A 1,856-nucleotide genomic window follows, 5' to 3' on the forward strand; every position below is an offset into this window, starting at 1 on the left:
GGCCAGGGCCAGGGATCCGGTGCCGAGCAGGATAGCCCCGATCAAGGCCAGGAGGGCGCGGTTGACAGCAGGTTGGGCTCGCATGGCAGGTCCCAGGGACGAGGTTGGCCAGGTGGCAGTGCGCGAGGACCCCGCAGGCTAGTGCTGCTCCGCGAAAGTTCGTGGAGGGGGGTTCAGGCTTCCTGGAGGGGGCTGGCGGCGTAGGTCCACTTGAAGGGGCGGGCGGTCTCGTTCCGTTTGATCATGTAGTCGTCCATCTTGGCGATGAGGTCGTCGCGGCTGGTGAAGTCGCCGTGTCGCAGGACACGGCGGGTCAGGGCGGAGAAGACGAGCTCGATCTGGTTGAGCCAGGAGGCGTGGGGTGGGGTCCAGTGGACGTGCCAGCGAGGGTGGTTGGCCAGCCACTTCTTGGTGTGGCGGGCGGTGTGTGAGGAGCCGTTGTCCAGGACGACGAGGATGTTCTTGCCTGGTTCGATCGTGGCGTCGAGCTGGTCGAGGAAGGCGGTGAACGTCGCCGCGGTGTTGCGGTCGATGACCTCGGTGAGGACTTCGCCGCTTGTCACGTCCATGGCGGCGACGAGGGAGGCGGTGCCGTGGCGGACGTATTCGAACTCCTGGCGCGCCGGTCGCCCGGGCTGTCCTGGTGCCGCCGGGGTGGCGGGCTGGGCGGGGTGCTTGCGGGAGCGGGCTGCGATCGCGGTCTTCTCGTCGATGGACAGCACGACCGCCCCGGCGGGCGGGTTGCGGTACAACTCGCAGATGTCGCGGGCGCGTTCCCAGAAGTCCGGGGTGTCACGACGGGTGAGCCAGCCGGTGACCTTGTGCGGCTTGAGGTCCAGGTCGGCCAGGACGCGTCCGGCCCACGAGGCGGAAACCGGGGCGAACACAGTGCCGCGGACCTGCTCGGCGATCGCGACGTGGGTCCAGGTCGCCGCGCCGTCGGGGACTTCGGCGGTGGCCGCGGCCACGACCGCGATGCGCACCAGGTCACCGTACTGACGCGGACGCCCCGAGCGGGCGGCGTCCAGCAATCCCGCCGGTCCCAGCTCGGCGTAGCGGCCCCGCCACTTGCGGACAGTGTTGATCGTCACGGACAGGTCGTGGGCGATCTCCGCGTTGGACATCCCGTCCGACGCGGCCAGTACGACCCTGGCCCGCATCGCGTCACGCACCGCCGCCTTCGTGGACGCGGCCCGCTGTTCCAGCAATGCCCGCACGTCAGCGGCAAGCTCGACCGGTACTGCCCGCATCACGCTGTTGACCTGCCCGTTTCCCCACATGATCGAAGATCATGGCGGATCGTGGCCCGGGGCGGCACGATGGGGTCGTGCCCAAGAACCCGCCCGACTCCACGCAGCACCACCTGCGACACCGGCTGGCCGTCCACGCCCGCGCCCTCTGGCCCCAGGTCGAGTCCGTGCAGGTCCGATTCCGTGCCGGATTCGCCTACGTGGCCGCCGAGTCGAATGACGAGGACGAACCCGTCCCTCTGTGCCGTCTGCGTTTCGCCGGGACGCTGCACACCTGGGGCTTCGCTCTCTATCTCGCCAGTAGCGGCAAGTACGAGGACAACTTCCTCCCCACCGGCCTCCCCATCGGCAGTCCCGAGGACTGCCTTACCTGCGCCGGCACCCTCTACCTCGGCAGCCCGGCCTGACCGGCCCAACCCCCCTCCACGAACTTTCGCGGAGCAGCACTAGGTCCCGCCGCGCCGGCTACCACAGTGCGACATCGTATGAGCGGGTGATACGCGTATCACCCCAGTTCAGCGCGTTGCACCCATCGACTCTCGCACGGACTGCTACGGCATGCGAGCCAGTGCGAGACCGGGTGCCGGGCCGGGCGGGCCAGCGGGC

Annotated in this window: 2 protein-coding genes; one reads left to right on the forward strand and one right to left on the reverse strand. The window is 69.3% G+C overall.

Annotated elements, in window-relative coordinates; translation table 11 throughout:
* Positions 1–173 precede the first annotated feature (173 nt).
* Positions 174–1,280, reverse strand: a complete 1,107-nt coding sequence (locus G3I71_RS44520) for an IS630 family transposase (RefSeq protein ID WP_164324542.1) — start codon at positions 1,278–1,280, stop codon at positions 174–176.
* Between the two features lie 47 nt (positions 1,281–1,327).
* Here G3I71_RS44520 and G3I71_RS44525 point away from each other — a divergent pair, with 47 nt between their 5' ends.
* Complete coding sequence (locus G3I71_RS44525) at positions 1,328–1,657, forward strand: hypothetical protein (protein WP_164324544.1); 330 nt, start codon at positions 1,328–1,330, stop codon at positions 1,655–1,657.
* Positions 1,658–1,856 lie beyond the last annotated feature (199 nt).

Source organism: Streptomyces sp. SID12501, from assembly GCF_010550245.1.
Taxonomy (GTDB): domain Bacteria; phylum Actinomycetota; class Actinomycetes; order Streptomycetales; family Streptomycetaceae; genus Streptomyces.

Bases quoted from the DNA above. Each gene is read 5' to 3' on its own strand.
- G3I71_RS44520 (WP_164324542.1), bottom strand. From the start codon at position 1,280: ATGTGGGGAAACGGGCAGGTCAACAGCGTGATGCGGGCAGTACCGGTC.